The 25,081-nt window shown below is 49.1% G+C and carries 43 protein-coding genes; 6 read left to right on the forward strand and 37 right to left on the reverse strand.

Annotated elements, in window-relative coordinates:
• The first annotated feature begins 380 nt into the window (after nt 1–380).
• Nucleotides 381–920, forward strand: coding sequence for a gamma carbonic anhydrase family protein (locus tag J1778_RS00430; protein ID WP_217171537.1), 540 nt, complete (start codon nt 381–383; stop codon nt 918–920).
• A gap of 53 nt (nt 921–973) precedes the next feature.
• Here J1778_RS00430 and aroE read toward each other — a convergent pair whose 3' ends face one another.
• The 5 genes from aroE to dprA are packed head-to-tail and all read right to left on the reverse strand — an operon-like array spanning nt 974 to nt 4,567.
• Nucleotides 974–1,795 carry a shikimate dehydrogenase gene (gene aroE / locus J1778_RS00435; protein ID WP_217171538.1) on the reverse strand — a complete coding sequence of 274 codons (822 nt, stop codon included), beginning with the start codon at nt 1,793–1,795 and terminating at the stop codon, nt 974–976.
• A 9-nt stretch (nt 1,796–1,804) separates the two neighbouring features.
• Complete coding sequence (gene tsaC / locus J1778_RS00440; protein WP_217171539.1) at nt 1,805–2,374, reverse strand: L-threonylcarbamoyladenylate synthase type 1 TsaC; 570 nt, start codon at nt 2,372–2,374, stop codon at nt 1,805–1,807.
• Nucleotides 2,367–2,927, reverse strand: coding sequence for a DNA topoisomerase family protein (locus tag J1778_RS00445; RefSeq protein WP_217171540.1), 561 nt, complete (start codon nt 2,925–2,927; stop codon nt 2,367–2,369). The genes tsaC and J1778_RS00445 overlap by 8 nt, the downstream gene beginning before the upstream one ends.
• 25 nt (nt 2,928–2,952) lie before the next feature.
• Nucleotides 2,953–3,426, reverse strand: a complete 474-nt coding sequence (locus tag J1778_RS00450) for a DUF494 family protein (RefSeq protein ID WP_159282935.1) — start codon at nt 3,424–3,426, stop codon at nt 2,953–2,955.
• Entirely contained in the window at nt 3,398–4,567 is a 1,170-nt protein-coding gene (dprA, locus tag J1778_RS00455) for a DNA-protecting protein DprA (protein ID WP_217171541.1), read from the reverse strand. Before dprA ends, J1778_RS00450 begins: the two co-directional genes overlap by 29 nt.
• A 128-nt stretch (nt 4,568–4,695) precedes the next feature.
• Between dprA and def the strand changes: the two genes are divergently transcribed.
• The 5 genes from def to mscL all read left to right on the forward strand — a co-directional run bounded on the left by def (nt 4,696) and on the right by mscL (nt 9,512).
• A complete protein-coding gene (gene def, locus J1778_RS00460) occupies nt 4,696–5,208 on the forward strand; it encodes a peptide deformylase (protein ID WP_112288147.1) in 513 nt (170 codons plus the stop codon).
• Between the two features lies 1 nt (nt 5,209).
• Nucleotides 5,210–6,169, forward strand: coding sequence for a methionyl-tRNA formyltransferase (fmt, locus tag J1778_RS00465; protein ID WP_217171548.1), 960 nt, complete (start codon nt 5,210–5,212; stop codon nt 6,167–6,169).
• A 75-nt stretch (nt 6,170–6,244) separates the two neighbouring features.
• Nucleotides 6,245–7,534: a 16S rRNA (cytosine(967)-C(5))-methyltransferase RsmB gene (gene rsmB / locus J1778_RS00470; RefSeq protein WP_217171542.1), complete on the forward strand. Its 1,290-nt coding sequence runs from the start codon at nt 6,245–6,247 to the stop codon at nt 7,532–7,534.
• Nucleotides 7,535–7,594: 60 nt separating this feature from the next.
• Nucleotides 7,595–8,971 carry a Trk system potassium transporter TrkA gene (trkA, locus tag J1778_RS00475; RefSeq protein WP_112288144.1) on the forward strand — a complete coding sequence of 459 codons (1,377 nt, stop codon included), beginning with the start codon at nt 7,595–7,597 and terminating at the stop codon, nt 8,969–8,971.
• A 124-nt stretch (nt 8,972–9,095) separates the two neighbouring features.
• Nucleotides 9,096–9,512: a large-conductance mechanosensitive channel protein MscL gene (gene mscL / locus J1778_RS00480; protein ID WP_217171543.1), complete on the forward strand. Its 417-nt coding sequence runs from the start codon at nt 9,096–9,098 to the stop codon at nt 9,510–9,512.
• Nucleotides 9,513–9,515: 3 nt separating this feature from the next.
• Here the strand turns inward: mscL and J1778_RS00485 are convergent, their stop codons facing one another.
• From J1778_RS00485 to J1778_RS00640, 32 genes are all read right to left on the reverse strand, one after another.
• Nucleotides 9,516–9,746 (reverse strand): alternative ribosome-rescue factor A, encoded by a 231-nt coding sequence (locus J1778_RS00485; RefSeq protein WP_217171544.1) that lies wholly within the window; start codon nt 9,744–9,746, stop codon nt 9,516–9,518.
• Between the two features lie 98 nt (nt 9,747–9,844).
• Entirely contained in the window at nt 9,845–10,261 is a 417-nt protein-coding gene (gene zntR / locus J1778_RS00490) for a Zn(2+)-responsive transcriptional regulator (protein WP_217171545.1), read from the reverse strand.
• Nucleotide 10,262: 1 nt separating this feature from the next.
• Nucleotides 10,263–10,631, reverse strand: a complete 369-nt coding sequence (locus J1778_RS00495) for a DnaJ family domain-containing protein (RefSeq protein ID WP_217171546.1) — start codon at nt 10,629–10,631, stop codon at nt 10,263–10,265.
• Nucleotides 10,632–10,798: 167 nt separating this feature from the next.
• Nucleotides 10,799–11,188, reverse strand: a complete 390-nt coding sequence (rplQ, locus tag J1778_RS00500) for a 50S ribosomal protein L17 (RefSeq protein WP_013573706.1) — start codon at nt 11,186–11,188, stop codon at nt 10,799–10,801.
• Between the two features lie 40 nt (nt 11,189–11,228).
• Nucleotides 11,229–12,218 carry a DNA-directed RNA polymerase subunit alpha gene (locus tag J1778_RS00505; RefSeq protein WP_002919219.1) on the reverse strand — a complete coding sequence of 330 codons (990 nt, stop codon included), beginning with the start codon at nt 12,216–12,218 and terminating at the stop codon, nt 11,229–11,231.
• 25 nt (nt 12,219–12,243) lie between these two features.
• Nucleotides 12,244–12,864, reverse strand: coding sequence for a 30S ribosomal protein S4 (gene rpsD, locus J1778_RS00510; protein ID WP_112288139.1), 621 nt, complete (start codon nt 12,862–12,864; stop codon nt 12,244–12,246).
• A gap of 30 nt (nt 12,865–12,894) precedes the next feature.
• Nucleotides 12,895–13,284, reverse strand: a complete 390-nt coding sequence (gene rpsK / locus J1778_RS00515) for a 30S ribosomal protein S11 (protein ID WP_004929731.1) — start codon at nt 13,282–13,284, stop codon at nt 12,895–12,897.
• 17 nt (nt 13,285–13,301) lie between these two features.
• A complete protein-coding gene (gene rpsM / locus J1778_RS00520; RefSeq protein WP_013573704.1) occupies nt 13,302–13,658 on the reverse strand; it encodes a 30S ribosomal protein S13 in 357 nt (118 codons plus the stop codon).
• Nucleotides 13,659–13,806: 148 nt separating this feature from the next.
• Nucleotides 13,807–13,923 carry a 50S ribosomal protein L36 gene (gene rpmJ / locus J1778_RS00525; RefSeq protein ID WP_002227352.1) on the reverse strand — a complete coding sequence of 39 codons (117 nt, stop codon included), beginning with the start codon at nt 13,921–13,923 and terminating at the stop codon, nt 13,807–13,809.
• Nucleotides 13,924–13,956: 33 nt separating this feature from the next.
• On the reverse strand, nt 13,957–15,288 hold the full coding sequence (gene secY / locus J1778_RS00530) for a preprotein translocase subunit SecY (RefSeq protein WP_013573703.1): 1,332 nt from the start codon (nt 15,286–15,288) through the stop codon (nt 13,957–13,959).
• A 7-nt stretch (nt 15,289–15,295) separates the two neighbouring features.
• A complete protein-coding gene (rplO, locus tag J1778_RS00535) occupies nt 15,296–15,730 on the reverse strand; it encodes a 50S ribosomal protein L15 (RefSeq protein WP_013573702.1) in 435 nt (144 codons plus the stop codon).
• A gap of 3 nt (nt 15,731–15,733) precedes the next feature.
• On the reverse strand, nt 15,734–15,913 hold the full coding sequence (gene rpmD / locus J1778_RS00540; RefSeq protein WP_013573701.1) for a 50S ribosomal protein L30: 180 nt from the start codon (nt 15,911–15,913) through the stop codon (nt 15,734–15,736).
• Nucleotides 15,914–15,919: 6 nt separating this feature from the next.
• Nucleotides 15,920–16,420, reverse strand: coding sequence for a 30S ribosomal protein S5 (rpsE, locus tag J1778_RS00545; RefSeq protein ID WP_013573700.1), 501 nt, complete (start codon nt 16,418–16,420; stop codon nt 15,920–15,922).
• 14 nt (nt 16,421–16,434) lie between these two features.
• On the reverse strand, nt 16,435–16,788 hold the full coding sequence (gene rplR, locus J1778_RS00550) for a 50S ribosomal protein L18 (protein ID WP_013573699.1): 354 nt from the start codon (nt 16,786–16,788) through the stop codon (nt 16,435–16,437).
• 9 nt (nt 16,789–16,797) lie between these two features.
• The gene (rplF, locus tag J1778_RS00555; protein WP_013573698.1) at nt 16,798–17,331 is read right to left on the reverse strand and encodes a 50S ribosomal protein L6; all 534 of its coding nucleotides are present in this window, start codon (nt 17,329–17,331) and stop codon (nt 16,798–16,800) included.
• Nucleotides 17,332–17,344: 13 nt separating this feature from the next.
• The gene (rpsH, locus tag J1778_RS00560; RefSeq protein WP_013573697.1) at nt 17,345–17,737 is read right to left on the reverse strand and encodes a 30S ribosomal protein S8; all 393 of its coding nucleotides are present in this window, start codon (nt 17,735–17,737) and stop codon (nt 17,345–17,347) included.
• A gap of 33 nt (nt 17,738–17,770) precedes the next feature.
• Nucleotides 17,771–18,076, reverse strand: a complete 306-nt coding sequence (gene rpsN / locus J1778_RS00565) for a 30S ribosomal protein S14 (RefSeq protein ID WP_013573696.1) — start codon at nt 18,074–18,076, stop codon at nt 17,771–17,773.
• Nucleotides 18,077–18,089: 13 nt separating this feature from the next.
• The gene (rplE, locus tag J1778_RS00570) at nt 18,090–18,629 is read right to left on the reverse strand and encodes a 50S ribosomal protein L5 (RefSeq protein WP_013573695.1); all 540 of its coding nucleotides are present in this window, start codon (nt 18,627–18,629) and stop codon (nt 18,090–18,092) included.
• Nucleotides 18,630–18,643: 14 nt separating this feature from the next.
• Nucleotides 18,644–18,958 carry a 50S ribosomal protein L24 gene (rplX, locus tag J1778_RS00575; RefSeq protein WP_013573694.1) on the reverse strand — a complete coding sequence of 105 codons (315 nt, stop codon included), beginning with the start codon at nt 18,956–18,958 and terminating at the stop codon, nt 18,644–18,646.
• A gap of 10 nt (nt 18,959–18,968) precedes the next feature.
• A complete protein-coding gene (gene rplN / locus J1778_RS00580) occupies nt 18,969–19,340 on the reverse strand; it encodes a 50S ribosomal protein L14 (RefSeq protein WP_008457164.1) in 372 nt (123 codons plus the stop codon).
• 170 nt (nt 19,341–19,510) lie between these two features.
• A complete protein-coding gene (rpsQ, locus tag J1778_RS00585) occupies nt 19,511–19,765 on the reverse strand; it encodes a 30S ribosomal protein S17 (protein WP_014333604.1) in 255 nt (84 codons plus the stop codon).
• Entirely contained in the window at nt 19,765–19,956 is a 192-nt protein-coding gene (rpmC, locus tag J1778_RS00590) for a 50S ribosomal protein L29 (RefSeq protein ID WP_013573692.1), read from the reverse strand. Before rpmC ends, rpsQ begins: the two co-directional genes overlap by 1 nt.
• Nucleotides 19,956–20,366: a 50S ribosomal protein L16 gene (gene rplP / locus J1778_RS00595; RefSeq protein WP_009639183.1), complete on the reverse strand. Its 411-nt coding sequence runs from the start codon at nt 20,364–20,366 to the stop codon at nt 19,956–19,958. The genes rpmC and rplP overlap by 1 nt, the downstream gene beginning before the upstream one ends.
• A 12-nt stretch (nt 20,367–20,378) precedes the next feature.
• Nucleotides 20,379–21,077: a 30S ribosomal protein S3 gene (rpsC, locus tag J1778_RS00600; protein ID WP_013573691.1), complete on the reverse strand. Its 699-nt coding sequence runs from the start codon at nt 21,075–21,077 to the stop codon at nt 20,379–20,381.
• A gap of 17 nt (nt 21,078–21,094) precedes the next feature.
• The gene (gene rplV, locus J1778_RS00605; protein ID WP_004391423.1) at nt 21,095–21,427 is read right to left on the reverse strand and encodes a 50S ribosomal protein L22; all 333 of its coding nucleotides are present in this window, start codon (nt 21,425–21,427) and stop codon (nt 21,095–21,097) included.
• A 14-nt stretch (nt 21,428–21,441) separates the two neighbouring features.
• The gene (gene rpsS, locus J1778_RS00610; RefSeq protein ID WP_004929772.1) at nt 21,442–21,720 is read right to left on the reverse strand and encodes a 30S ribosomal protein S19; all 279 of its coding nucleotides are present in this window, start codon (nt 21,718–21,720) and stop codon (nt 21,442–21,444) included.
• 14 nt (nt 21,721–21,734) lie between these two features.
• On the reverse strand, nt 21,735–22,559 hold the full coding sequence (gene rplB / locus J1778_RS00615) for a 50S ribosomal protein L2 (protein WP_112288137.1): 825 nt from the start codon (nt 22,557–22,559) through the stop codon (nt 21,735–21,737).
• Between the two features lie 18 nt (nt 22,560–22,577).
• Nucleotides 22,578–22,880: a 50S ribosomal protein L23 gene (gene rplW, locus J1778_RS00620; protein WP_013573689.1), complete on the reverse strand. Its 303-nt coding sequence runs from the start codon at nt 22,878–22,880 to the stop codon at nt 22,578–22,580.
• Entirely contained in the window at nt 22,877–23,482 is a 606-nt protein-coding gene (gene rplD / locus J1778_RS00625) for a 50S ribosomal protein L4 (RefSeq protein WP_013573688.1), read from the reverse strand. The genes rplW and rplD overlap by 4 nt, the downstream gene beginning before the upstream one ends.
• Nucleotides 23,483–23,498: 16 nt before the next feature.
• Entirely contained in the window at nt 23,499–24,128 is a 630-nt protein-coding gene (gene rplC / locus J1778_RS00630) for a 50S ribosomal protein L3 (protein WP_013573687.1), read from the reverse strand.
• Between the two features lie 33 nt (nt 24,129–24,161).
• Entirely contained in the window at nt 24,162–24,473 is a 312-nt protein-coding gene (gene rpsJ / locus J1778_RS00635) for a 30S ribosomal protein S10 (protein WP_009639175.1), read from the reverse strand.
• 234 nt (nt 24,474–24,707) lie between these two features.
• Nucleotides 24,708–25,081: hypothetical protein (locus tag J1778_RS00640; protein ID WP_217171547.1), on the reverse strand; the 374-nt coding region annotated here is incomplete at its 5' end.

Raw genomic sequence — 25,081 nt, forward strand, 5'->3', positions numbered from 1 at the left:
ACAGATTGTCTGATAAATTGTTAAAGAGCAGTGAGTTACGCGCTTTCGCTTGCTAACTCGAGGTGGCGTATATTACGCTTTCCTCATTCAGTGTCAACCGTTTATTTTACCCGGTTGCCGCTGTTTTCAATCTTTCCGACCCGGTCACTTCGTGATGTTGTTCACGTTGTTCCCTGTCGATGGAGCGGCATTATAGGGATCCGAATTTTTTGCACAAGCCTTTTTTCCAATAAAAGGATCGACTGCGTATTTTTCAACCCTTTCGCGGAGATCTCGCTCGATCCGCTGGTTTTCGCGCCGATCTTATTGAGCTCAAATTGGTATTTCCTCAGACCCGAACTATATTGCCAAGGTCAAAACTCACTTATGGGGTGCTTCAGATGTCTCAGGCTTTACGTGCTTATCAGGGATTAACACCAACATTAGGAGAAAGAGTCATGGTTGATCCTTCCAGTGTGGTGATTGGTGATGTGGATCTGGCTGATGATGTCAGTATCTGGCCGCTGGTGGTGATACGTGGTGATGTGAATAATGTCGTGATCGGCTGCAGAACCAATGTGCAAGATGGAAGCGTGCTGCATGTCACTCACCAGTCGCGGCATAATCCTGAAGGCTACCCGCTTATTATTGGAGAGGACGTGACCGTCGGCCATAAGGCTATGTTGCATGGTTGTACTATAGGAAACCGGGTGCTGGTAGGGATGGGATCGATAGTGCTGGACGGTGCGATCGTTGAGGATGATGTGATGATTGGCGCCGGCAGTCTGGTTCCGCCAGGAAAAACACTCGAAAGCGGTTACCTCTATTTAGGCAGTCCCGTTAAGCAGATACGGGAGCTGACGTCAGAAGAACTTGCAGGACTGACATATTCTTCGAATAATTATGTGACCTGGAAAGATCTCTACCTTTCTCAGCAATAATGAAGAATAGCGTTGCCTGAACAGTAAAATACACACTGTTCAGGCATTGCAGGTTAAGCCAGCAAGTCTCTTTTTAGTTGTTCAAGCACAGGCTCAATCTCTGGCATAACGCCATGCCACAGATAGAAAGCATGGGCAGCCTGCCCCACCAGCATTCCCAACCCGTCGGCATAACCCGTTACCCCGTTATTTTTAGCCCAGGTGAGGAAAGGCGTTAAACCTGCCTGATAATACATATCGTAGACACGAGTCTGAGCTGTCAGCACTTTTTCCGGGATCGCAGGGATCTCACCTTTAATACCCGAAGCCGTGGCGTTAATGATCAGGTCGAAAGATTCTTCACCCAGATCAGTCAGTGCGATAGCCCGGATATCCCCTTTTTCTTCAAAGATATGGCTCAGGTGTTGTGCCCGTTCGAACGTCCGGTTGGTGACAACCACTGGGCAGCCATGAGAAAGCAAGGGAAGTATCACTCCTCTCGCAGCGCCACCGGCACCGATCAATAAAACCCGATCACCTTGCTTCAAAAGCGCCAGCCGCTCCAGGTCACTCAGCATACCAATGCCATCTGTGTTGTCGCCGAGCAAACGACCGTCTTCGAGCTTTTTCAGGGTATTCACAGCACCGGACATTGCAGCGCGGTCAGTCAGTTCGTCAGATTCTGCAAAAGCGCGCTCTTTGAAAGGCACGGTGATATTTGCCCCACAGGCTCCGCCCTCAAAAAAGGTTCGCAGCGTTTCTTCAAACTCTTCATGCGGAGCCAGCACGGTGCCATAGGTATGATTGATTCCGGTCTGGCTGGCAAACAATGCATGAATACGAGGGGATTTACTGTGGCCGATCGGATTTCCAAATACCGCGAAAGATGACATCACTCTCTTCCTTTAACCTTGACGGATCAGGGAACCGGTTAGGGCATCCCGGATTTCTGATGGATTTTCTCTTCCGCCGACATCGCCATCAATTACTGGGAAATTATCCCCAAACTGAAGCCGTACTTCTGCGGGTAACCGGCATGGCGGCTCACCATTGAGATTCGCACTGGTAGATACCAGCGGTTTGCCAAATTTTTGGCAAAGCTCTTTGACCAGCGGGTGATCGGTAACCCGTACAGCCAGCGACGTAAAACGTCCGGTTAACCACTCAGGCGTTGAGGGTTTTGCAGGCATGACCCAGGTTACCGGGCCCGGCCAGAATGACCAGATATGCGCAAGCTGTTGTTCAGTGAGCGATGAGTCATCTATATAAGGAAGAAGCTGCTGATAATTATCAGCAATCAGAATAAGACCTTTATCTTTTGGCCGCTTTTTTAGCGCCAGAAGCGCATCGACAGCCTGTTCACTGTCCGGATCACATCCGAGACCAAAGACGGCTTCAGTCGGGTAAGCAACAACTTGCTGTTCACGCAGCGCATCAAGTACGAGGGTAAATGAGTTTTCTAAGCTTTTATTCATCTTGTTCGTTATCTTTTATTTCGACGGCTTTACCGCACAATTTACTGGCACAAAATAACTTGATACCTTGCGCCGTTTTCTTTTCCATCAATAAAGGGTAATGGCAATGGACACATTCTCCCGCCACCGGCTTGTTATTGATGGCGAACTGGCAATCCGGGTAACGGTCGCAGGCATGAAATACTTTGCCGAATCGGGATTTTCGCTGCAACAAATGCCCCTTCCCACATTGCGGACAATCCAGGCTGGTTTCTTCTGGTTTATCAATAACCTCAATATGGTCGCATTCAGGATACTGACTACAGCCAATAAACATCCCATAACGCCCCTGACGCAGCACTAAGGTGGACTCACATTTAGGGCATGATTGCCCATCCAGCACTTTAACAATATGGCCATCAGCCTGAGATTTCAGAGGGCGTATGTACTGGCATTGTGGATAGGATGAACAACTCAGAAAGGGGCCGTGGCGACCACTACGGATCACCAGAGCGGCCCCGCATTCCGGACAGGATTCATTTTGCTTCTCAGCAAAAAGTGCTGCTTTTGTCATATCTTACTTTTTTACCTGTTATCTCTTAATGCAGATAACCTTCATTAACTTCAAACAACAGCTCTTCCATTTGCTGATATGCACTTTCATATCCGGGAATATTAAAGAGAACCATCAGCACGACCCACTTAAGATCCTCAAGATCGAATTCTTCAGTGTCCAGAGCCATAACACGATCGATAACCATCTCTCTGGTATCGAAGTTCAATACTTTGATCTGTTCCAGGAACAGTAAAAAACCACGACAGCTGCTATCTAACCGGCTTATTTCCTCGTCGGTATAAATACGTAATGCTGAAGGATCGGAGTCCAGCATATAAGATGGGGTTCCACCCTCTTGCATATCCGCAAGTTTTTCAAGCCAACTCAGCGCATTGTGAATATCGGCCCGGTGGAAACCAGCTTCGGTCAAGTCATCCGTTAACCTATCCTCGTCAACATTCATCTCCGCTTCGTTGTGAATGTAAGTTTCAAATAAGTACATTAGTACGTCGAACATGGCTTGCCCTCTTAATTCGGACATAGCCGCCGGATACAGCTGCGATCCATCCTGCTAACTCCAGCTCGAGTAGCTTACCTACCACTTCTGGCACAGGTTGGCCAGCACGTTCGGCGACGACGTCAACAGATGTCACCTCATATTCTACGTTAGCCAACACATCAGCAAATGGCAATTCAACTTCGCTATCTTGCGCACAAATAATCGTCTCTGACGCAACAGAACACTTGTTTGCAGGCTTTTTGAAAGATTCTGAAGCACGAATATCAGGAAACCAGGTCAGCCCGCTGCCAATATGCTCGGCAATGTCGTTAGGCTCCGTCACCAGATAAGCGCCCTGCTGAATAAGCCAGTGCGTGCCTTCTGATGTCACTCTGCCCAACGGCCCGGGAAGGGCGAAAACTTCTCTTCCCTGTTCCAGCGCGTAACGGGCAGTGATAAGGGAACCGCTGCGTAATGTTGCCTCGATGACCAGCACGCCAGCGCTTAATCCGCTAATTATCCTGTTACGGCGAGGAAAGTGTGCAGCCAGCGGCGGAGCTGTCACTAAATGCTCTGAAACCAGCGCCCCTCCGGCTTCAAGAATGTGCTGAGCTAACCTTGAATGCCGGGGCGGATAACGTTTTAGCAATCCGCTTCCCAGAACAGCGATCGTTTTCCCCTGCGCCTCAAGTGTTGCACGGTGACTAATTCCGTCGATCCCCATAGCCAGACCGCTCGTTACAGTAAAGCCGCTACTCACCAACCCGCTGGCAAAAACCTGCGCGTATTGTTCGCCGTAATGAGTAAATTCGCGACTCCCGACCATCGCGATTTGAGGCGAGGTCAATAAATCAGGGTCCCCCTCCACGAACAGGATCAATGGAGGAGAAGATATCTGAGCCAATAAAGCCGAATACAAAGTGCTGCCAAAATGAATCAAATGGCGATGATCGCTTTCCAGCCATCTCAGCGATTCTGCAACCCATTGCGCATTACAATGTCGAAAATTCGCAATTTGCTCTTCTGAAAGCCCGCAACCTGCTAATGCAGCGGGAGAATAAATTCCGCTGTTAAATAATGACTGGATAATCCCTTGGGCTAGCCCCGCGTCAAGGCGTTTAACTCTCGACAAACGTATCCACACTTCCTGTAATGTCATTATGCTTTCCTTGCTTAATGCCTTTCAGCGACTGATTCAATTGGCAGAGGATGCTGTCAATCGCGACGGGAAATGTCTAGAATAGAGTCTATATATCTTCAATCATTTGAATAAAGATCCAGAAAAATATGTCCGTATTACAGATATTACATTTCCCAGACGAGCGGCTTCGCATTACTGCAAAACCGGTCAAAGAAGTTAACGCCGAGATTCAGCAGATCGTGGATGATATGTTTGAAACCATGTATGCAGAAGAAGGCATCGGTTTGGCTGCGACTCAGGTAGACATTCATCAGCGCATTATCGTGATTGATGTCTCTGAAAATCGCGACGAACGTCTGGTTCTCATCAACCCTGAACTGCTGGAAAAAAGCGGCGAAACAGGGATTGAAGAAGGCTGCCTGTCGATCCCAGATCAACGTGCTCTCGTGCCACGTGCTGAGAAAGTCAAAGTGCGCGCGCTTGATCGCGACGGTAAAACCTTCGAGCTTGAAGCGGATGACTTGCTGGCAATTTGTATCCAGCATGAAATGGATCATCTGGTGGGTAAATTATTCGTGGATTATTTGTCCCCATTGAAACGTCAGCGTATCCGCCAGAAAATGGAAAAAATGGCCAAGCTGAACGCACGGGCTGACTAATATTCGTGTAACACAGGACACTGCTTTGCGAATCATATTTGCCGGTACTCCCGACTTTGCAGCGCGTCATCTTGACGCGCTGTTATCATCAGAACATCAGGTGGTTGGCGTTTTCACACAGCCTGACCGTCCGGCTGGACGCGGTAATAAACTGACCGCAAGCCCGGTCAAGATTCTGGCCCAGTCCCATGACATTCCGGTTTTTCAACCGAAGTCCCTGCGCCCTGAAGAAAACCAGTCTCTGGTTGCTGCGCTCGGGGCTGACATCATGGTGGTTGTGGCTTATGGTTTGATCCTGCCTAAAGCTGTGCTCGAGATGCCCAAGCTGGGCTGCATTAATGTCCATGGTTCTCTTCTGCCCCGCTGGCGTGGCGCCGCTCCCATTCAACGTTCATTGTGGGCCGGGGATGCTAAAACGGGCGTCACTATCATGCAGATGGATGTCGGCCTTGATACTGGCGATATGCTGCACAAAGTAGAATGTGACATCTTGCCGGAAGATACCAGTGCCTCGCTTTACAACAAGCTGGCTGAGTTGGGCCCGCAGGGTATGCTTGAAACCTTACAGCAACTAGCGAACGGCACAGCCAAACCTGAAGTTCAAAGCGAAGAGCACGTAACCTATGCTGAGAAACTCAGCAAGGAAGAAGCCCGCTTAGACTGGAATCTGTCTGCCAACCAACTTGAACGCTGTATTCGTGCATTTAACCCATGGCCAGTCAGCTTCTTCATGATTGATGATCAGCCGGTGAAAGTCTGGCAGGCAGAATATCTGGCAACGCAACACGCTGCCTTGCCGGGGACTATCATTTCTGCTGACAAAAAAGGGATCCAGGTCGCCACTTCTGACGGGATTCTGAATATCACCCAGCTACAACCTTCAGGCAAAAAGGCGATGTCCGCGCAGGATTTGCTTAACTCTCGTCGCGAATGGTTTACCGAAGGCACCCTTTTAGCCTGACCTTCACGACTACGCCCGATATCTCGTCGGGCCATATCTCTTTGATAATGCTGGCTTCGGTCAGCTTTTTTGACTATGAAAACAGCCTATAATCTCCGTAGTATTGCAGCTCAAGCCATCAGCCAGGTCTTGGACAAAGGTCTTTCTCTTTCGACCGTCCTGCCTGGTCTGCAAAAAAATGTCTCAGATAAAGATCGTGGGTTACTTCAGGAACTCTGCTTCGGTACCTTACGGGTTCTTCCTCAGCTGGAATGGTGTTTGCAGCAACTGATGGCAAAACAGCTCACCGGCAAGCAGAGAACGTTGCATTATTTACTGATGGTTGGCCTCTACCAGCTGATGCATACCCGTATTCCGGCACACGCCGTTCTTGCAGAAACAGTCGAAGGTGCCGTTGCCCTGAAACGCCCTCAGTTGAAAGGGCTTATCAACGGGGTTCTGCGTCAGTTCCAGCGTCAGCAGGAAGAATTGCTGCAACGCATGGCGAACAATGACAGTCGCTATCTTCATCCAAGCTGGTTGCTGAATCGCCTCAAAAAAGCGTATCCCGGTCAGTGGGAAAGTATTGTCGAAGCAAACAATCAAAGACCGCCTATGTGGCTGCGCGTGAACCGTATGCATCACACACGCGATGAGTATCTGCAGTTACTTAACGACGCACAGATTGAAGCCGTTGCGCATCCTGAATACCGTGATGCTTTGCGCTTGCTCACGCCTTGCCAGGTTAATCTCCTTCCGGGATTTGCAGAAGGTTGGGTCACTGTTCAGGATGCCTCAGCACAAGGTAGCGTTGCTCTGCTGGATCCACAGAATGCCGAGATGATCCTCGATTTGTGCTGTGCGCCGGGAGGTAAAACAACGCATATTCTGGAAGCCGCGCCAAAGGCTCACGTTCTTGCGGTTGATGTGGATGAGCAACGTTTGAAGCGTGTTCATGAAAACCTGCAGCGTTTGGGACTCAATGCCGAAGTCAAACAGGGTGATGGCCGCGAGCCGCAGGTTTGGGCGGGTGAACGTATATTTGACCGTATTTTGCTTGATGCGCCTTGTTCAGCAACGGGCGTAATCCGCCGACATCCCGATATTAAATGGTTGCGCAGAGACAGCGACATCGCTGAACTTGCGAGTCTTCAAAGAGAAATCCTCGAAGCTGTATGGCCAAGGCTAAAAAGTAAGGGTGTATTGGTCTATGCCACCTGTTCCGTATTGCCGGACGAAAACGCTCAACAAATAGCTGTTTTCCTTCAATCGCACCCGGAAGCTACACTGGTCGAAACGGGGACGATAGAAAATCCCGGACGCCAAAATCTTCCTCATGCTGAAGATGGCGACGGCTTCTATTACGCTAAACTTATTAAAAGTTAATCATTTCCTATCAGCAGCATTTACGCTGGCTGATAGCGTTGAGGCAAAGCAGAGAGTCATATGAAAATAATAATTCTCGGTGCCGGGCAGGTGGGCGGAACACTCGCCGAAAACCTGGTGGGTGAAAACAATGACATTACCGTTGTCGACACAAATACCGTCCGGTTACGCCAACTTCAGGATAAGTTTGACCTTCGGGTTGTTCAGGGGCATGGCTCGCACCCGCGTGTGTTGCGTGAGGCCGGCGCTGAAGACGCAGATATGCTGGTCGCCGTGACCAATTCTGATGAAACAAATATGATTGCCTGTCAGATAGCCTATTCGCTGTTTAACACGCCTAATCGTATAGCTCGCATTCGCTCAACGGAGTACATCCGCGAATCTGAAAAGCTGTTCTTGCCTGAAGCAGTTCCAATCGACCACCTGATCTCACCAGAGCAATTAGTCACAGACTATATCTACAAACTTATCGAGTATCCTGGTGCGCTTCAGGTCGTGAATTTTGCGGAGGGAAAGGTCAGTATCGCGGCGGTCAAAGCCTACTACGGCGGACCATTAGTCGGTAACGCGCTTTCTTCTATGCGTGAACATATGCCGCATATTGAAACGCGAGTGGCCGCAATATTCCGTCAGGACCGTCCGATCCGCCCTCAGGGATCAACCATCATTGAAGCCGGTGATGAAGTCTTCTTTGTGGCGGCATCGCAGCATATCCGCGCCGTCATGAGTGAACTCCAGAGACTGGAAAAACCTTATAAGCGGATTATGATCGTTGGCGGTGGCAATGTCGGCGCGGGTCTGGCGCAACGCCTTGAGAAAAATTACAGTGTGAAACTCATCGAACGCGATCAGCAACGCGCCGCCGAACTCGCCGAGCTTTTGCAAGATACAATCGTCTTCTATGGCGACGCTTCGGATCAGGAGCTTCTGGCCGAAGAGCATATTGAGCAGGTTGATGTTTTCATTGCAATTACCAACGATGATGAAGCTAACATCATGTCTGCCATGTTGGCTAAGCGAATGGGTGCCAAAAAGGCCATGGTTCTAATCCAACGCAGCGCTTATGTGGATTTGGTTCAGGGCAGCGTCATCGACATAGCAATTTCGCCTCAGCAGGCGACGATTTCTGCCTTACTCGGGCATGTCAGAAAAGCGGATATTGTCAGCGTTTCTTCGTTGCGCCGCGGTGTTGCTGAAGCCATCGAGGCCATCGCGCATGGCGATGAAACCACCTCAAAGGTAGTTGGCCGTACAGTCGAACAAATCAAACTCCCGCCAGGTACAACCATCGGCGCGATTGTGCGCGGGAATGATGTGATCATTGCTAACGGTACCAGCCGGATCCAACAAGGTGATCACGTTGTTATGTTCATTACTGACAAGAAATTTGTCAGGGACGTTGAGCGATTGTTCCAGCCGAGCCCGTTCTTCTTATAATTGGCGACGAGGCTTATAAGAATTTCCGCTAATTAGTATTCGGGTGAGAACTTTTGTAGCGAAGACTCTACAAATGGTCTTTACTTGTTTTGACACATTTGATGAATTTGCCAAGGAGTATTTTATGAGTTTTATGAAAGAGTTTCGTGAGTTTGCCATGCGTGGCAACGTGGTTGACCTTGCTGTGGGTGTTATCATCGGTGCAGCATTTGGCAAAATAGTGTCATCATTTGTCGCCGATATTATTATGCCTCCGCTGGGATTGCTGATTGGCGGAGTAGATTTTAAACAATTTGCTTTCGTTCTCAGAGATGCTCAGGGTGCGACACCAGCAGTAGTAATGCATTACGGCGTTTTTATTCAGAACGTTTTTGATTTCGTTATCGTTGCACTGGCAATATTCTGTGCGATCACGCTGATGAACAAGATGCGTCGTAAGCAGGAAGATGCTCCGGCAGCTCCACCAAAACCAACGGCAGAAGAAACATTACTGGCGGAAATTCGTGACTTGCTGAAAGAACAACAAACGCCAAAACTCTAGAAGTTAAAGTCTGTCAGTTAAACTCTGACTGATTAAGAAGGGCAGTGTTGAATATTCGACTGAACACTCAACACTGCCCTCCAGATAACTCCCCTTCCCATTCTTCTCTTTACGACGATAACTTCCTTTCCCTTTCTGATTCTTCTCAATCCGCTGTTTGAATAGCGGGTCATGGAGAAGTGCCTGCAACGCGTTATCCTGAATGATGCCTTTTTGGTGCTTATACTGGGTCATAAATCCTCGATATGTGAAATACAAATTGGACAAAATCCGCGCACATCATACTGCGAAAATTATTCGTCCGAAAGCAGTATATAAAACGATTACAGAATTCAGGCAACCTTACCTGCACCGTCTTCTAAAGCCTCTAAAATAGAACAGCTGGCGCTGGTATGCGCCGAACCGCAGCAGGCTGCACTCAGCCTTTGAAGTGACTCGCGCATCTGAGTTAATTCCTGCAGCTTAAATTCAACCTCGGCAAGTCGTTCGTCTACTATGGCTTTGGATTCCTGACACGTATGATGCAAAGGATCGATACGAATCGATAGCAGCTCTTTGATAGCCTCCAGTGTAAAGCCCGTGGATTTGGCATAACGGATAAAACGGAGCCGCTGCAAATCATTTTCATCATACTGACGATAACCCGAAGAATTACGGGTGCCAGCGCCCATCATTCCTTGCTTTTCATAGTAGCGAACAGTATCTGCAGTAACATTTGCCAACCCGGCGAGCTCACCAATTTTGTACATACTATTTCCCCCTGAATTTATCCTGCAGTGCGTCTTTATATTGCCCCCGCAAAAAATCTGTATTCATGCCAGCCTGCTGCAAACGCAGTTGAAGAACTCTGAGTCTTTTTTCAGAAACAGCAAACTGGGGGTCATCATTATCCAGCGTCCGCAGTAAATGATCCAACTCGACAGCTTCCCTTCTGTCCTGAAGCGCTGGTGGCAAATAGCCTGCATTTTTTAAAATGCGAAATGCGACTCTTAAGTCTTCTGGTACGGCGCTGTCATCATCAAGACTTATTGGCTGCCCGTTACCAGGCAAATTATCAAAGTCCCCTTTTTCCTGAGCATCTTTGATGTGCTTCTCTACCCACTGGTCAATCAGGAGCATGATTTAACCTTTGTAATAATGAAAGGATCATCATAGTTCATAGTTGCAGCTTAGCGCGAACGGGCAGGAAATTCAGGTTCATTTGTGTCGGGAATGGGTAAAGAGAGGGGCGAATTTTAGATGTAAAAAAACCGGGCATAAGCCCGGTTTTTTCATGCATCTACAGATTATTCAGCAGTTGCTACTTCTGCTTTTGACTCTGCACGATCAACGAGCTCGATGTATGCCATCGGCGCATTGTCGCCTGCACGGAAGCCACACTTAAGAATACGAGTGTAACCACCAGCACGGCTCGCGAAACGCGGGCCCAGTTCATTAAACAGTTTTGCCACGATCTCGTTATCACGAGTACGGGCGAATGCCAGACGACGATTTGCAACGTTGTCGGTCTTGGCAAGAGTAATCAGCGGCTCAACAACGCGACGCAGCTCTTTCGCTTTCGGCAGGGTCGTCTTGATGATCTCATGACGAACCAAAGAGCCGGCCATGTTACGGAACATAGCCTGTCGGTGGCTGCTGTTACGGTTCAGTTGACGACCACTCTTACGATGGCGCATGACCTTATCCTTCTCAGTAAAACCTTAACCTGTGATCCGGTTACTCGTCAGCAATACTTGCTGGTGGCCAGTTTTCCAGGCGCATGCCCAGAGACAAACCACGGGACGCAAGTACGTCTTTGATCTCAGTAAGAGATTTTTTACCCAGGTTAGGTGTTTTAAGTAACTCAACCTCGGTACGCTGTACCAGATCACCGATGTAGTGGATTGCTTCTGCCTTAAGGCAGTTAGCAGAGCGGACAGTCAATTCCAGATCGTCAACAGGGCGCAGCAGGATTGGATCGAATTCCGGCTTCTCTTCTTTGACTTCCGGTTGACGTACATCTCGTAAATCAACGAAAGCTTCAAGTTGTTCAGCAAGAATGGTTGCCGCACGACGGATCGCCTCTTCAGGATCGATCGTACCGTTGGTTTCCATTTCGATAACCAGCTTGTCCAAATCAGTACGCTGTTCTACACGCGCTGCTTCAACATTGTAGGCAATTCGCTCTACAGGGCTGTAGCATGCGTCTACTAACAGACGACCAATTGGGCGCTCATCTTCTTCCGAATGAATTCGGGCAGACGCCGGCACATAACCACGACCGCGCTGAACTTTGATACGCATGCTGATAGCAGCGTTTTCATCGGTCAGGTGGCAGATGACGTGTTGCGGCTTGACGATTTCGACATCACCATCATGGGTAATGTCGGCTGCAGTCACAGGGCCAATGCCAGACTTATTCAGGGTAAGAATAACTTCATCTTTACCTTGAACTCTCACCGCCAGCCCTTTCAGGTTGAGCAGGATCTCCAGGATATCTTCCTGTACGCCTTCTTTGGTGCTGTACTCATGCAGTACACCATCAATCTCAACCTCGGTCACCGCGCAACCCGGCATGGATGAAAGCAGAATACGGCGCAGTGCGTTGCCTAAAGTATGGCCAAAGCCACGTTCTAAAGGCTCAAGGGTCACCTTGGCGTGCGTCGAACTGACTTGCTCGATATCTACCAGGCGCGGTTTTAGAAACTCTGTCACAGAACCCTGCATTGTGTCCTCTCTTTGGTACTAAGCTTTACTTGGAGTAAAGCTCGACGATCAGGTGTTCGTTAATGTCGGAAGACAGATCAGTACGTTCAGGCATACGCTTGAACACACCTTCCATCTTAGCAGCATCAACTTCAAGCCAAGTCGGCTTTTCACGCTGTTCAGCCAACTCCAAAGCGGCCTTCACGCGAGATTGCTTTTTAGCTTTCTCACGGATGCTGACAACGTCATTCGGAGATACCTGATAAGAAGCGATGTTAACAACGCGACCGTTTACGATGATAGCTTTGTGGCTAACTAACTGGCGCGATTCCGCACGAGTAGCGCCGAAGCCCATACGATAAACTACGTTGTCCAAACGACCCTCAAGCAGTTGCAACAGGTTTTCACCGGTGTTGCCTTTCAGGCGTGCTGCTTCTTTGTAATAGTTACGGAACTGGCGCTCCAGAACACCGTAGGTACGGCGAACTTTTTGCTTTTCACGTAACTGCACACCATAGTCAGACAGACGCGGTTTACGCGCACCATGCTGACCAGGAGCTTGTTCAATTTTACACTTGGTATCGATCGCGCGAACACCAGATTTAAGGAATAAATCTGTGCCCTCACGACGGCTAAGCTTGAGCTTAGGACCCAAATATCTTGCCATTTTCTCTCTCCAACAAACCTAAAAGCAGCGTTATACGCGACGCTTTTTCGGCGGACGACAACCGTTATGAGGGATAGGAGTCACATCAGTAATATTAGTGATGCGGAAACCAGCCGCGTTTAATGCGCGGATAGTAGACTCACGACCAGGACCAGGTCCTTTAACCATAACTTCCAGATTCTTGATACCGTATTCTTTCACTGCGTCAGCGCAGCGCTCTGCTGCAACCTGAGCTGCGAACGGAGTGGATTTACGAGAACCACGGAAACCGGAACCACCAGCTGTTGCCCAACCCAAAGCATTACCCTGACGATCGGTAATGGTAACAATGGTGTTGTTGAAAGAAGCATGGATATGAGCCACGCCGTCAGAGACTTGTTTTCTTACACGTTTACGTGTACGAACAGGTGCCTTTGCCATTTATTCAATCACCCCGATTATTTCTTGATCGGTTTACGCGGACCCTTACGGGTACGTGCGTTAGTCTTGGTACGCTGACCGCGTACTGGAAGACCACGACGATGACGCAAACCACGATAAGTCCCAAGGTCCATAAGACGCTTGATGCTCAGGGTGACTTCACGACGCAGATCACCTTCAACAATGAACTTGGCAACTTCGTCACGCAGTTTTTCGATTTGCTCTTCAGACAGCTCACTGATCTTAACATTTTCAGCAATACCGGATGCAGCACAGATAGACTGTGAGCGGGTTTTACCGATGCCGTAGATCGAAGTTAATGCGATCACGGTATGTTTCTGATCAGGAATGTTAATGCCTGCTATACGGGCCACTATGCACTCCTACTATTTATATACGGCAACACCATTCTGAAAAGCCCGTTTTCAGGATACTCAAATAGTATTGCTGCTTACATACAAAAGATTGGCTGGCTAATCTAGCCAGCTCAACCCAACTTTGCAAGAAAAATATGCGAGATAATCAGCCTTGACGCTGTTTATGCTTCGGTTCTGCACTGCAGATTACGCGAACGACACCGTTACGCTTAACAATTTTGCAGTTACGACATAATTTCTTGACGGAAGCACGAACTTTCATTTTTACTCTCCGTAACTTCGCAAACTCACCAGATTAGCGGTTATAGCCTTTCAGGTTTGCTTTCTTCAATGCAGACTCGTACTGACTTGACATCATCAGAGTTTGCACTTGAGCCATAAAGTCCATGATAACGACGACTACGATTAGTAGAGAAGTACCACCAAAGTAGAATGGAACTTTCATCGCGTCACGCATGAACTCCGGGATAAGGCAGATGAAAGTAATATACATCGCACCAATTAAGGTTAAACGAGTCATTACTTTATCGATGTACTTCGCCGTTTGCTCTCCCGGACGAATTCCTGGTACAAATGCACCGGACTTCTTCAGGTTATCTGCTGTCTCACGCGGGTTGAACACCAACGCAGTATAAAAGAAACAGAAGAAGATGATTGCAGTCGCATAGAGTAACACATAAAGCGGTTGTCCAGGCTGCAAATACAGCGAAATCGTTGTCAGCCAGTTCCAACCAGTCCCGCCCCCAAACCATGATGCAATCGTGGCAGGGAACAGAATAATGCTGGAAGCGAAGATTGCCGGGATAACCCCTGCCATATTCACTTTCAACGGTAAGTGCGTGCTCTGTGCTGCATAGACACGACGACCTTGTTGGCGTTTAGCATAGTTAACGACGATACGACGTTGACCACGTTCAACAAACACCACAAAGAAAGTCACTGCAAACACTAAAACTGCAACCAACAGCAACAGGAGGAAGTGCAGGTCGCCTTGCCGAGCTTGTTCAATAGTATGTGCAATCGCCGGCGGGAGACCCGCTACGATACCGGCAAAAATTATGATTGAAATACCGTTACCGATACCTCGTTCAGTAATCTGCTCACCCAGCCACATCAGGAACATTGTCCCGGTCACTAAGCTTACAACTGCGGTAAAGTAGAACGCAAAGCCTGGATTTAACACCAGGCCCTGCATACCAGGCATGTTCGGCAGACCGGTAGCAATACCGATCGACTGAAACACTGCCAATACCAGCGTACCGTAACGGGTGTACTGACTAATCTTACGACGGCCAGCCTCCCCTTCTTTCTTAATTTCTGCTAACGCTGGATGAACCACCGTTAAAAGCTGGATAATAATCGATGCCGAAATGTACGGCATGATCCCCAGAGCAAAGATTGAAGCACGGCTAAGGGCACCACCAGAGAACATGTTAAACATTTCAATGATGGTACCTCTTTGCTGCTCGAGCAATTTGGCAAGTACAGTGGCATCAATACCAGGGATCGGAATAAAAGAGCCGATACGGAAAACAATCAGCGCACCGATAACAAACAAAAGTCTGCGCTTCAGTTCGCCTAGTCCACCCTTGGCACTTTGAAAATCTAATCCCGGTTGCTTAGCCATCTGCTACTTATTCCTCAATTTTACCGCCAGCAGCTTCGATAGCAACACGAGCGCCTTTGGTGACACGCAAACCACGCAGAGTTACCGCACGACCAACTTCGCCAGAAAGGATTACTTTCGCGAACTCGATCTGGATACCAACTACGTTAGCGGCTTTCAGCGCGTTCAGGTCGATCACGTCGCCTTCCACCAGAGCCAGTTCAGACAGACGAACTTCTGCCGTGATCATAGCTTTGCGGGAGGTGAAGCCGAATTTCGGCAAACGACGATATAAAGGCATCTGACCACCTTCAAAACCACGACGTACGCCACCGCCAGAACGTGAGTTCTGACCTTTGTGACCACGACCGCCGGTTTTACCCAGGCCAGAACCAATACCACGACCTACACGCCTTGGCGCTTGTTTGGCACCATCAGCCGGAGACAGAGTATTTAAACGCATCTCTTACTCCTCAACCTTAACCATGTAGGAAACCAGGTTGATCATACCGCGTACAGCAGGAGTATCCTCGCGCTCAACGGTGTGACCAATACGACGCAGACCCAGGCCCAGCAGAGTAGCTTTATGCTTCGGCAGACGGCCAATGGAACTGCGAGTTTGTGTAACTTTAATAGTCTTTGCCATGGTTAATTACCCCAGAATTTCTTCAACGGATTTACCACGCTTGGCAGCGACCATTTGTGGGGATTTCATATTTGCCAAAGCATCGATAGTTGCACGAACCACGTTGATCGGGTTGGTGGAACCATAAGCTTTAGCCAATACGTTATGAACCCCTGCAACTTCCAGGACGGCGCGCATTGCACCACCGGCGATAATACCGGTACCTTCGGAAGCCGGCTGCATGAACACACGGGAACCCGTATGAGCACCTTTAACAGGATGCTGCAGGGTGCCGCTGTTCAGCGCGACATTCATCATGTTGCGACGGGCTTTTTCCATCGCTTTCTGGATCGCTGCCGGAACTTCGCGTGCTTTGCCGTAGCCAAAACCAACGCGACCGTTACCATCACCAACTACTGTCAGTGCGGTAAAGCTGAAGATACGGCCACCTTTTACGGTTTTAGATACGCGGTTTACCGCGATCAGCTTTTCCTGCAGTTCGCCAGCTTGTTTTTCGATGTGAGCCATCTTAAACCTCTTCCTTAGAACTGAAGGCCAGCTTCACGGGCAGCATCTGCCAGTGCCTGGACTCGACCATGATATTGGAAACCGGAACGGTCAAAGGATACTTTCGTGATCCCTTTTTCCAATGCGCGTTCTGCGATAGCTTTACCTACAGCAGTGGCAGCATCTTTGTTGCCGGTATACTTCAGTTGCTCAGTGATAGTTTTTTCTACAGTAGATGCAGCAACTATTACTTCAGAACCGTTTGGTGCGATGACCTGTGCGTAAATATGACGCGGGGTACGATGTACCACCAGACGAGTCGCACCCAATTCTTTGAGCTTGCGGCGTGCGCGGGTCGCACGACGGATACGAGCAGATTTCTTATCCATAGTGTTACCTTACTTCTTCTTAGCCTCTTTGGTACGCACGACTTCGTCGGCGTAACGGACACCCTTGCCTTTATAAGGCTCAGGACGACGGTAGGCACGTAAATCCGCAGCAACCTGACCGATAACCTGTTTATCAGCGCCTTTCAGCACGATTTCAGTTTGGGTCGGACATTCTGCAGTGATGCCTTCCGGCAGTTGATGATCGACCGGGTGAGAGAAGCCTAAAGCTAAATTCACCACGTTGCCTTTAACAGCAGCACGATAACCAACACCTACCAGTTGAAGCTTTTTAGTGAAGCCGTCGGTAACACCTACAACCATAGAGTTCAACAGTGCACGAGTGGTACCCGCTTGGGCCCAACCGTCTACAGCGCCTTCGCGTGGAGCGAAAGTCAGTGTATTTTCTTCCTGCTTAACTACAACAGCGTCATGGATAGTACGTGACAGCTCGCCGTTTTTACCCTTAATCGAAATAACCTGACCGTTGAGTTTTACCTCTACGCCGGCAGGAATGACGACGGGTGCTTTTGCAACACGAGACATTCTTTCCTCCCAATTAAGCTACGTAGCAGATAATCTCGCCACCAAGACCAGCCTGGCGAGCTGCACGATCGGTCATAACACCTTTAGAGGTAGAAATAACAGCGATACCCATACCGGCCATAACTTTTGGCAGCTCATCTTTTTTCTTATAGATGCGCAGACCTGGACGGCTGATACGTTGAATGCTTTCTACCACTGCCTTGCCCTGGAAGTACTTCAGTACTAATTCCAGTTCAGGTTTGGCGTCGCCTTCGATTTTAAATTCTTCAATATAGCCTTCTTCCTTCAGCACGTTGGCAATAGCCACTTTCAGCTTGGAGGAAGGCATGGTGACCGCAACTTTGTTCGCGGCTTGACCGTTACGGATACGGGTCAGCATATCCGCGATCGGATCTTGCATGCTCATCTGTCTTTACTCCCGTGATTCAATTGGTGACAATTACCAGCTAGCCTTCTTAAGACCCGGAATTTCACCGCGCATAGCGGCTTCACGGACCTTAATACGGCTCAACCCGAACTTCCGCAGGAAAGCATGCGGACGACCAGTTTGACGGCAGCGGTTACGCTGACGAGACGGGCTGGAATCACGCGGCAGAGACTGCAGCTTAAGAACAGCATCCCAACGATCTTCGTCGGATGAGTTCACACCAGAGATAATAGCTTTCAATTCCTCGCGTTTAGCGCGGTATTTATCAGCCAGTTTTACGCGAACGACTTCGCGTGCTTTCATGGATTGCTTAGCCATTAGTAACCCTGCCTTACTTGCGGAACGGGAAGTTAAAGGCTGTCAGCAATGCACGGCCTTCATCATCGGATTTCGCAGTAGTGGTGATAGTAATATCTAAACCACGAACGCGATCGACTTTATCATAATCGATTTCCGGGAAGATGATCTGTTCACGCACGCCCATGCTGTAGTTACCACGACCATCGAAAGACTTAGCAGACAAGCCGCGGAAGTCACGAATACGTGGTACAGCAATGGAGACCAGACGCTCAAAGAACTCCCACATGCGTTCGCCGCGGAGGGTTACTTTACAGCCGATCGGATAGCCCTGACGGATTTTGAAGCCTGCAACTGATTTGCGTGCTTTGGTGATCAGCGGTTTTTGACCGGAGATTGCTGCCAGGTCAGCTGCTGCGTTATCCAGCAGTTTCTTGTCAGCGATCGCTTCACCAACACCCATGTTCAGGGTGATCTTCTCGACCCGAGGGACTTGCATGACAGAATTGTAACCAAACTCAGCCATGAGTTTTTTTACGACATCGTCTTTGTAGTAATCATGCAGTTTCGCCATCGTACTACTCCAAATTACTTGATAGTTACGCTGTTAGATTTGAAGAAACGGACTTTTTTGCCGTCTTCGAATCTAAAGCCTACACGGTCCGCCTTGCCAGTAGCCGTGTTGAAGAGAGCAACGTTAGAAACCGGAATTGCAGCTTCTTTTTCAACGATGCCACCTGGTTGGTTCAGGGCCGGTACAGGCTTCTGATGTTTTTTAACCAGGTTGATACCTTCAACAATGACCTTGCCAGAAGACAGGACATTTTTTACTTTACCGCGCTTACCTTTATCTTTACCGGTAAGCAGGATAACTTCGTCATCGCGACGGATTTTCGCTGCCATGGTTCGCTCCTTAGAGTACTTCTGGTGCCAGAGAGATAATTTTCATGAACTTCTCATTACGCAGTTCACGAGTTACCGGCCCAAAAATACGCGTGCCGATTGGCTGCTCGCTGTTATTATTTAAAATAACGCATGCATTACCATCGAAGCGAATGACAGAACCGTCCGGGCGACGAACACCCTTCTTGGTGCGCACCACTACCGCCTTCAGCACATCGCCTTTCTTCACCTTACCGCGAGGAATTGCTTCCTTGATGGTAATTTTGATGATGTCGCCGACGCCTGCGTAGCGACGGTGCGAGCCACCTAGAACCTTGATACACATTACGCGACGTGCACCGGAGTTGTCGGCCACGGTCAGCATAGTCTGTTCTTGGATCATGTTAGTGCTCCGCTAATGTCAACTACAACTTTAGGACCCAGGATAGGTCGTTAAGAAATCCCCACAATATGAGGGCGCGGCATTATAACACCGGTTCCCGATTATGGGTAGAAAAAATAAACGGCCCACGTACATGAGCCGTTTATCTATTTTTGAGAGGCGCTACTGTATTACAGAATCGCTTTCTCTACAACGCGAACCAAGGTCCAAGACTTAGTCTTAGACAGTGGACGGCATTCGCTGATTTCCACAACGTCGCCGATACCACATTCATTGTTCTCGTCATGTACGTGCAATTTGGTCGTACGTTTGATGAATTTACCGTAAATCGGGTGTTTCACCACACGTTCAATCGCAACAACAATGGATTTTTCCATCTTGTCACTGATTACACGACCCTGCAGAGTACGGATCTTGTCAGTCATTACGCACCCGCCTTTTCAGTCAGTAAAGTTTTCACACGTGCAACATCACGACGCACTTGCTTCAACAGGTGTGTTTGCTGCAACTGACCGCTTGCCGTTTGCATGCGCAGGTTAAACTGCTCACGCAAAAGGTTCAGCAACTCAGTGTTCAGCTCTTCCACGCTTTTTTCGCGCAGCTCTTGTGCTTTCATTACATCACCGTCTTAGTTACAAAGGTGGTTTTGATAGGCAGTTTGGCTGCTGCCAGCTGGAAGGCTTCACGAGCCAGCTCTTCAGGCACACCGTCCATTTCGTACAGGACTTTACCAGGCTGGATCAAAGCAACCCAATACTCTACGTTGCCTTTACCTTTACCCATACGAACTTCGAGCGGTTTCTCGGTGATCGGTTTGTCCGGGAATACTCGGATCCAGATCTTACCTTGACGCTTAACTGCACGGGTCATCGCACGACGTGCTGCTTCAATTTGACGAGCAGTCAGACGACCACGGCCAACAGCTTTCAGACCGTAAGTGCCGAAGCTCACATCCGTACCTTGCGCAAGACCACGGTTGCGGCCCTTGTGCACCTTACGGAATTTTGTACGCTTTGGTTGTAACATCAGCGACTCTCCTTACTTGCGGCCTTTACGCTGCTGCTTTTTAGGTTGAGCAGCCGGTTCCGGTTGTTCAACTGCAGCCATACCACCCAGGATCTCACCTTTGAAGATCCATACCTTAACGCCGATTACACCGTAAGTGGTGTGCGCTTCAGATGTGTTGTAATCGATATCCGCACGCAGAGTGTGCAACGGAACACGACCTTCACGGTACCATTCGGTACGCGCGATTTCAGCACCGCCAAGACGGCCGCTTACTTCAACTTTGATACCTTTAGCGCCAAGACGCATTGCGTTCTGTACAGCACGCTTCATAGCACGACGGAACATAACACGACGTTCCAGCTGTGAAGTGATGCTGTCAGCAACCAATTTTGCGTCCAGTTCCGGTTTACGGACTTCGGCGATGTTAATCTGCGCAGGAACGCCAGCGATATCCGCTACGACCTTACGCAGTTTTTCGACATCTTCGCCTTTCTTGCCGATAACGATGCCAGGACGAGCAGTGTGAATAGTCACACGGATGCTCTTCGCTGGACGCTCGATAACGATGCGAGAAACGGAAGCTTTCGCCAATTCCTTAGTCAGGAACTGACGAACTTTAAAGTCGCCGTCCAGGTTGTCAGCGAAATCTTTGGTATTTGCATACCAGGTAGAATTCCAAGGTTTGACAATACCCAGTCGAATACCATTAGGATGTACTTTCTGACCCATTGCTAGTCTCCAGAGTCTCAGCGATCGGACACAACCACAGTAATGTGGCTGGTGCGCTTCAGAATGCGATCTGCACGACCTTTAGCACGCGGCATAATGCGCTTCATGCTTGGGCCTTCGTCTACGAAAATCTTCGTGACTTTCAGATCATCGATGTCAGCGCCATCGTTGTGTTCTGCGTTAGCAATGGCAGACTCCAGCACCTTCTTAACCAGACCAGCAGCTTTCTTGTTGGTGTAGGCCAGAGTTTCCAGAGCTTGCGACACTTTCTTACCGCGAATCAGGTCAGCAACAAGGCGAACCTTCTGAGCAGAAGAACGAGCGTGGCGATGTTTAGCGATAGTTTCCATCTCTTCCTCCTACCTTAGCGCTTTTTAGCTTTTTTATCAGCCGCATGGCCGCGATAAGTACGAGTCGGCGCGAATTCACCCAGTTTGTGACCGACCATTTCGTCGGAAACAAATACTGGTACGTGCTGACGACCATTATGGACAGCGATGGTCAAACCGATCATGTTAGGAAAGATCGTTGAACGACGGGACCAAGTGCGCAAAGGCTTCTTGTCACCGCTTTCCACCGCTTTCTCTACCTTCTTCAGCAAGTGCAGGTCAATAAAAGGACCTTTCTTGAGAGAACGTGGCATGGCTTATCCTCTAATTATTTTTTGCTACGGCGACGTACAATGAATTTATCAGTACGCTTGTTGCTACGGGTCTTCTTACCTTTGGTTTGAACGCCCCACGGAGTTACCGGGTGCTTACCAAAGTTACGACCTTCACCACCACCGTGTGGGTGATCGACTGGGTTCATCGCAGTACCGCGAACGGTAGGACGAATACCACGCCAACGAGCAGCACCTGCTTTACCCAGAACGCGAAGCATGTGTTCAGAGTTACCGACTTCACCTAAGGTGGCGCGGCAATCGATCTGAACTTTACGCATTTCGCCAGAGCGCAGACGCAGAGTCACGTAGGAACCGTCACGAGCAACGATCTGAACGTAGGCACCAGCTGAGCGAGCCATCTGGCCGCCTTTACCTGGTTTCATTTCTACGTTGTGAACCGTTGAACCTACTGGGATGTTGCGCATAGGCAGGGTGTTACCTGTCTTGATTGCAGCATCAACACCAGATTGGATCTGGTCACCCACTTTCAGGCCTTTCGGCGCCAGGATGTAACGGCGTTCGCCGTCTTTGTACAGAACCAGCGCGATGTTCGCGGAACGGTTCGGATCGTACTCCAGACGCTCAACCACTGCAGCGATACCATCTTTGTTGCGTTTGAAGTCAACCAGACGATAATGCTGTTTGTGGCCACCACCGATATGACGGGTGGTGATACGGCCATTGTTGTTACGGCCACCGCTTTTGCTCAGTTTTTCAAGCAGCGGAGCATAAGGTTTACCCTTGTGCAGCTCAGGGTTAACCACTTTAACAACGTGGCGACGACCCGGAGATGTAGGTTTACATTTAACAATTGCCATTGTTCATACTCCTCCGACTTACTCAGCGCCGCTGATGAAGTCCAGATTCTGGCCTTCTTTCAGGGTTACGTAAGCTTTTTTCCAGTCGCTACGACGACCAACACGCTGACCGTGACGTTTAACTTTGCCTTTAACCAGCAAGGTGTTCACATCTTCGACTTCGACTTCAAACAGTTTCGAAACCGCAGCTTTGATTTCCGCTTTAGTCGCGTCTTTGGCAACTTTGAGAACGATGGTGTTGTTCTTTTCCATCGCAGTAGACGCTTTTTCAGAAACGTGCGGCGCGCGCAGCACTTTCAGCAGACGTTCTTCACGAATCATGCCAGCATCTCCTCAACTTGCTTCACAGCGTCAGCAGTCATAACTACTTTGTCGAAGGCGATCAGGCTTACTGGATCGATACCTGCTACATCGCGAACGTCAACCTTGTACAGGTTACGTGCGGCCAGGAACAGATTCTCGTCGACTTCGCCAGTTACAATCAGCACGTCTTCCAGAGCCATGTCTTTCAGTTTCTGTGCCAGCAGCTTAGTTTTAGGCGCTTCTACAGAGAACGTCTCGACAACGATCAAACGATCTTGACGTACCAGTTCGGACAGGATGCTTTTCAGCGCGCCGCGGTACATCTTTTTATTTACTTTTTGACTGTGGTCCTGTGGCTTTGCAGCGAAGGTTACACCACCGGAACGCCAGATCGGGCTCTTTACAGAACCTGAACGCGCACGGCCAGTACCTTTCTGACGCCAAGGTTTTTTACCGGAACCGGTTACTTCAGCACGGGTCTTCTGAGCGCGAGTACCTTGACGGGCACCTGCTGCATAAGCAACAACGACCTGGTGTACCAGCGCTTCATTGAAATCACGCCCGAAGGTAGTTTCGGAAACAGTCAGCGCGCTCTGCGCGTCTTTCACTACTAATTCCATTCCTATCTCCTCGACGTTAAGCCTTAACAGCAGGTTTAACGATCAGGTTGCCACCGGTTGCACCCGGAACAGCACCCTTGACCAGCAGCAGGTTGCGCTCAGCGTCAACACGTACTACGTCCAGGCTTTGAACGGTTACACGCTCGTTACCCAGTTGGCCTGCCATTTTCTTGCCTTTAAACACTTTGCCCGGAGTCTGGTTCTGACCGATAGAACCCGGAACACGGTGTGACAAGGAGTTACCGTGGGTAGCGTCTTGGGTACGGAAATTCCAGCGCTTAACTGTGCCAGCAAAACCTTTACCTTTAGAAGTACCGGTAACATCAACTTTCTTAACGTCTGCGAAAATTTCAACGCTAATGTTCTGACCTGCAGTGAACTCTTCACCTTCTGCAAGGCGGAATTCCCACAGACCGCGGCCAGCTTCTACACCAGCTTTAGCGAAGTGGCCCGCTTCTGGTTTGGTTACACGGTTAGCTTTTTTGCTACCAGTAGTAACCTGCACAGCGCGGTAACCGTCGTTGTCCAGGTCTTTGACCTGAGTAACGCGGTTTGCTTCAATTTCGATAACGGTTACAGGGATAGAAACGCCATCTTCTGTGAAGATACGTGTCATACCCACTTTCTTACCGACTAAACCAATCATTGTTTCAACCTCTCAATCGCTCAATGACCCTGATTAACCCAGGCTGATCTGCACGTCTACACCAGCAGCCAGATCCAGACGCATCAGAGCATCAACGGTTTTCTCGGTTGGCTCAACGATGTCAACCAGACGCTTGTGAGTGCGAATCTCATACTGATCGCGCGCATCTTTATTGACGTGCGGAGAAATCAGAATGGTAAAGCGCTCTTTGCGGGTCGGCAGCGGGATTGGACCACGAACTTGCGCACCAGTGCGCTTCGCAGTCTCAACGATTTCCGCAGTTGATTGATCGATCAGACGATGATCAAACGCTTTCAGGCGGATACGGATTCTTTGGTTCTGCATGAGACCAGAGCTCCAATTATTTTAAACGTAAATGATTACTCCTCAAACCCATTTCGATTGATGGGAGAGTGTAATCGTTCTTCACATAACCCCCATATCGGGAGTATTGTTGACCGGCAAGTAAACTTATCGGCCCACTGACTCATATTGAATCAGACTTACCAAGATTAGGTAAGCCCGCGCATTATACTTAAACACCAGCAAGAAGCAATCTGAACCACAAAGAAAATGCTTTTATTTTGCGCTTTTCTCTTCTTGTTGCTGCTCCACCATCGCCTTTTTCAGCCACTCCTGTAATGGGATATCTGGGCTCTTCTTTTCTAACGCCATGATTTGATTGTCATCACTTTCATCAACAGGGGCGTCTTCCAGGGCCTCATCTTCAGTAGCTGAATAGTCCGCCGCATCCGTGGCTTCTGCTAATAGCTCATCCGCCGGCGTTGAATTCTCATCTACAGAGGCCGTTTGGTTAACGGCAGGCAGCGTTCTGTTCTTATAGATGTAATGCAAAGGGGATGGCTTATAAGGAAGGTGAGACTCTTCGCTGACGGCAATCCGATGACTCTGCCAGTTAAGGTAGGCCAGATGGAGATAAGCCCCGCCCAGCC

Origin of the sequence: Rahnella bonaserana (genome assembly GCF_019049675.1) — a bacterium.
GTDB classification, from domain to species: Bacteria; Pseudomonadota; Gammaproteobacteria; order Enterobacterales; family Enterobacteriaceae; genus Rahnella; species Rahnella bonaserana.